This window comes from Allocoleopsis sp. (assembly GCF_036703385.1).
Lineage (GTDB): Bacteria > Cyanobacteriota > Cyanobacteriia > Cyanobacteriales > Coleofasciculaceae > Allocoleopsis.
Genome location: NZ_DATNPA010000261.1, coordinates 1 through 4,612, shown reverse-complemented (window position 1 = coordinate 4,612; position 4,612 = coordinate 1). Strand labels below are relative to the sequence as shown.

Genomic DNA, 4,612 nt, shown 5'->3' with positions numbered 1-4,612 from the left:
AAAAAATTCCGGGAAAGATACCCCAGATGTCACCTGTATGCGTTGCTCAACAAAAACGACAAGTTGTATGGAATCCCGGAAAAGCATAGGTTTGTTTTCGCACCAGATAAGTTAAACCAACTACCGACTGGGAAAGGTTCTGAGGAAGAAAGAGGACGAATAATCAAGGAATTGTTGGAGCCTCTGTTCACCGTCTATGGAATCTATTTGGTAAGAAAAGACCTTCCAGAAGACGAGCGAGACGAGCTGAAAGTTAAAGAACCCGTTCGACTTATATTGGGGGATTGGTACGGGACTTATCAGGAGCTACAAGCCCGATTAAAAGACACTGAACTCCAATTGATTTTAAGCATGATTCGGCAAATTATTACAATTGGACGTAGCTGTGGTGTGGGGCTTTACGTCGATACACAATCCGACAAGCTAGATAGTTTGGGGTTGGCTAATGATGCTTCAATTCGCTTATCTTTGGACATCTATTCGCAAGGATTTATTTATTACGAGGACGGCGAAGAAAAAGGCGAATTACAGACTATAAGGCTGGTATTTAAAAACGATAGCATCTGCTCAGCAGAGGACAGAGAGGCAATAGCATCAATCTATTCTATGCTGTGTGAGGCTATTAGGAATAAGGAGCTAAAAACTCCAATTATTTTTACCACTGTAGGAGCAAAGCCAAGAATAGGTATTGTACCAAAACTTTCAAGTGAAACAGACTTAAAAGATAAGCGGGTTTTTGACGAGATAATATCGCAACTAAACCAGTCTTATTTGAGAGACGAGTTCATGATACCAACTCCGAATGGAGAGCCAGAGTCCCCTCACGAAGAACAGGAAAGCGAACAAGAACGGGTAGAACGAATACTCGATCAGAAAGATGTGTATCGACGCATAATTACCTACTTAAGGGGGAAAGGCAAAAAGACCCCTCACGAGATTCAAAAAGCCATTAGAACTTGGACTACACCAGAAATAAGGAATGCTTTAAACGAACTAGCAGGGCACCAAATTGTGATCAACGAGGGAAGGGATGAATACAGACTTAAAGAGTAATGCCGCAGCTCGCGCCCAAGTGTGCCAGCGGGGGGTACGCGGGGAAACAGGCGTCCTCGCGCCACGCCGGAAAACTATGCGGCATTGTCGGTATTCCTTGATATACAAGGGTTCTACGTGCGGCAGGCAAGCGGAGACTCTTCGGCACAAATGCGGCATTGCCGCAGCCGCGCCGCAGCCGTGCGGCATTAAAAGCGGCATTAAAACAACCCCTTTTTTACAAAAAGTAAATACACAAAAACCTAAAAAATAAAAGAAAAGTTTTAGCAAAATTTAAAAATTTACTAGAATACATAGTTATAAAAATTTTTGCAACGACTAAGTAAGTAAAGTAATGAAAACTATTGCTAAATTTTTCTTGCAAAAAGTAGCTGAATATCAAAGCTTATAGATTTCTTAAAAATCAAATTATTACTAAAATGATAAAAAATAAATAATATGAAAGTCTCTTGATAAGACAGCGAGCAGCTCGAACACCCAAGAATTGATTCAAGAAAAATAAAATGGCAACCAAGGTAAAGTTCAAGAGAAAGACCCGCAGCACGAAGAATCAGATTGCCCAAATTTACTTGATTGAAGCCATAGGTCTGTTCAGGTACAAAATGGGGTGGGCATTCAGCGCAGAGGAAAGATGTGAAAAACTTAAAAGAGCGCAACCCCCAGTAAATTATCGAATCCTTGAAGTGTTCGATTGTTACAATGCAGAGGGAATAGAAACGGCACTCCACAAAAGATATGCAGCGTACAAAGTAGAGCTAGAACACAGCGAAGAATGGTTCGAGTTGCCTCATCACGTACTGCAAGAAGTCATTCAGGTTTACAAAGACTACCAACGTCAATGGAAAGACAATGAAGAAGTTAAGCCCGAATCCTCAATGAGTGGAATGGAAGTTATCGGGATACTGTTTGAAAAAGTTGCGAGACTGGGAAAAGGGACAATCGTAGAGAAGATAGTGAGGGGGTTTGATAAGAAAGTGTTCAGTACCCAAAAACTAACCATTTGGTCGATCGCGAATCTTGTTTTTGAAGTACTAGGAGGAACGGCAAAAGAATTAATCAAAGCATTCTTCAAACTACTGATTGGAACAAAATCGCACTATAAGCCCAGAACAAGAGGTTTCTCAACAGGTTTGTACTACCATAGAAATCGACAGTCTGCTTTTAATCGAATCGGAGCCGCAACGATCGCGTTATGCGTAGCAGGGCTAATAGTGGCAATGATTCTATAAAGCGATAATTCGTAATCAGCAATCGCTTGAAAAAAGGGCGATAAACGTTATGCAAGCAAGAAAAGCTCAGGGACTTAGATATCAGCTAAAAAGTCAGCTAGCTAACAGAAAAAAAGTGGTCTATGTCCTAATCGGAGTTACAGTCTTTGTAATAACGATTCCCCAGGTGACGCAGGTGGCAACAAGAGCGTTTTGGCAAATACTCCTAGAAGTGACGAGCGAGTTAATTGCCCTAGCGATCGCGTCCAAGATTGGGGAAATCAAGCTGAAGTAACGTAATAGAGCATGAATCTAGGGCTTGTAGCCACGGCGGAAAGACGAGCGAATACCTTGACAAGGTATTAGGCAGTGTGAGAGATTAGTTCGAGAGCGGGAAACATCCCCCAAGAACTCCCAGAATCGGGAGTAACCATTAAACACCGACTCCTAGAATCAGGAGAGAAGCCAATGGCAACAATAGATTTACAAGTTTCAATCACGACACATTGCGAAACCAAGCGAGAAGCTTGGAAACAGATAAAGAAATTATTAAAACCGAATCGCCTCATGCACAGTACAGCATCAGAAGATGGATGTTCGTTCGTGCATGAGGTTGACTTTTTTCTGGAAGTGCCAGAAAGTGTGGCACTCTCGTGTGTAGGAAAGCACTACGAAGACGTAGAAGATGAACTGAAGCAATACGTTCCGCAGCAGCTCCTGACCAAACCAGAAAGATACGACTGGGATTTTGAGACAGAGATTGAAGGGGCTTGCCAGCACTGGAACGGTTAAGTCCCACACTCGGAAAAGGAGTTGTGGAAAAGCCGATTCATGGAAGCAACCCCTCTACGCCATATGCAGTACTTTGAGTAATTGAGGAATCACTCCTATGCAACAAGGACAACAGATAAGAGATTACGGAGAATACGGAGAGAGAAACAAGCCACTGACGGCGTATGCCCCAGGCAAGCTAGCATCTGCGATCGCGTCGGAGTGGGGAGACTACCTAGAAAGGATGCAACCCGAATTGCAGAAGCAACTGAGGAATGCAATATCGTCAATCCGGCTTGGTGTAGCTAGGAAAAACATCAAAGCAGAGGTGGATAGCGTTCTAATTCAATACGTCGAGCAAGCTTTTAAATTAGATGACGATGCGCTACAGAACCTGGGGGAAGGCATCGGGTGCCAACAGGGACGGCACCTGGACTTCGACTACATAAATTGACTTTATGAACGGGTCGGCGTTAAGGACACAGGGCAGCTCTGACCAAAACAGACATGGAAAGCAAGCATGAATTGCTTTCTTGCGTGCAAGTAGTATGGACGAATCCAGGTTGTTACAAGGTCAAAAATCGAGAGGCGCTACTTGCTCTATTGCAGATGATTCCCCAAGAAGCAAGAGGGGAGATGGCGAGAGCCGCAAAGTAGTACTGTCAATGAAGAGTACTACCTGCGTGGAGCGTGAATTCATGGATGAAGGTTTTAACAAAGAGGAGATCGTTAAAAAAATTGTTGGTTCGTTGCCGGAGCAAGAATATTTTCAGCAAATCGAAGGCTCTTCAAAGTGGCCCTATATCTGGGAAGACAAGTTAACTTCAGCCCTGAGAATATGCTCGAAGGTTGCAGACCCTTGGGGCAAACAGTGGGAAATCTACTTAAGCATACAGACCAGCAGAAAGGGAGGAAGGCGGGTCTCAAAAAATTCGCAAGCATCACTTAATCAGGTCAGGTATCCAGCAAGGCTGGATTTGCAACTGTCACCCGTTCAAGAGGAATCAAGCTCGCAATTAACTCATGCTTCGCTAATCAGGGAAACGGCTGGCGGAAAAGTGGCTTATTCAAATGGTACGACCTTACGGTTTTTCGTAATGGAGGGCAAAGCTAACGAAATGGCGGGGTGGGTAATGTTGTCTGTCGTTGAAATCAAAAAGAGGAGAACCTTGTGAAATACAACAGCAAAACACTGGTGTCTGCGATTGCAGGCGTAGCCTTGATAATGGCTCTTTTTCGCTCAAGGGTCAACAACAAATAAGGGGAAAACGCACAAACTCCCAGATGTAATGTGCGATGCAAACGGATGCTCCCGAAGTGGGAGACAACGGCAACCAATGGAGAAATCCCCATGACGAGAGTGAACAGTCAACCCCACCTTCTCCTCAGCGCCCTTGAGTGACTTACGCTCATTTGAAGTAAAACTGAGGAGCTTTTCAGGTGAGATACAGTTTGAATAAGGGAACAGGAAAGACCGAATCAATCAGCTAACGCTGAAGCTTAGAAAGAGCGAGTAGAGTTTACTCCGCGCAAAACTCAACACGCACCCTTGTTAAAAAATTCGTCCCCAATAAGTCTGT

7 protein-coding genes are annotated in these 4,612 nt (G+C 43.8%); all 7 read left to right on the top strand.

What is annotated here, in order from left to right; translation table 11 throughout:
* Nucleotides 1-1,053 (top strand): hypothetical protein (locus V6C93_RS12585; RefSeq protein WP_333477005.1); only part of this gene is annotated, 1,053 nt, incomplete at its 5' end.
* A gap of 21 nt (nucleotides 1,054-1,074) precedes the next feature.
* Nucleotides 1,075-1,245, top strand: coding sequence for a hypothetical protein (locus V6C93_RS12580; protein WP_333477004.1), 171 nt, complete (start codon nucleotides 1,075-1,077; stop codon nucleotides 1,243-1,245).
* 311 nt (nucleotides 1,246-1,556) lie between these two features.
* Nucleotides 1,557-2,282 (top strand): GIY-YIG nuclease family protein, encoded by a 726-nt coding sequence (locus tag V6C93_RS12575; RefSeq protein ID WP_333477003.1) that lies wholly within the window; start codon nucleotides 1,557-1,559, stop codon nucleotides 2,280-2,282.
* A 49-nt stretch (nucleotides 2,283-2,331) separates the two neighbouring features.
* Nucleotides 2,332-2,556 (top strand): hypothetical protein, encoded by a 225-nt coding sequence (locus tag V6C93_RS12570; RefSeq protein WP_333477002.1) that lies wholly within the window; start codon nucleotides 2,332-2,334, stop codon nucleotides 2,554-2,556.
* A gap of 173 nt (nucleotides 2,557-2,729) precedes the next feature.
* Complete coding sequence (locus V6C93_RS12565; RefSeq protein ID WP_333477001.1) at nucleotides 2,730-3,053, top strand: hypothetical protein; 324 nt, start codon at nucleotides 2,730-2,732, stop codon at nucleotides 3,051-3,053.
* A 97-nt stretch (nucleotides 3,054-3,150) separates the two neighbouring features.
* Complete coding sequence (locus tag V6C93_RS12560) at nucleotides 3,151-3,486, top strand: hypothetical protein (RefSeq protein ID WP_333477000.1); 336 nt, start codon at nucleotides 3,151-3,153, stop codon at nucleotides 3,484-3,486.
* A gap of 244 nt (nucleotides 3,487-3,730) precedes the next feature.
* Nucleotides 3,731-4,207 carry a hypothetical protein gene (locus V6C93_RS12555; protein WP_333476999.1) on the top strand — a complete coding sequence of 159 codons (477 nt, stop codon included), beginning with the start codon at nucleotides 3,731-3,733 and terminating at the stop codon, nucleotides 4,205-4,207.
* Nucleotides 4,208-4,612: the final 405 nt, after the last annotated feature.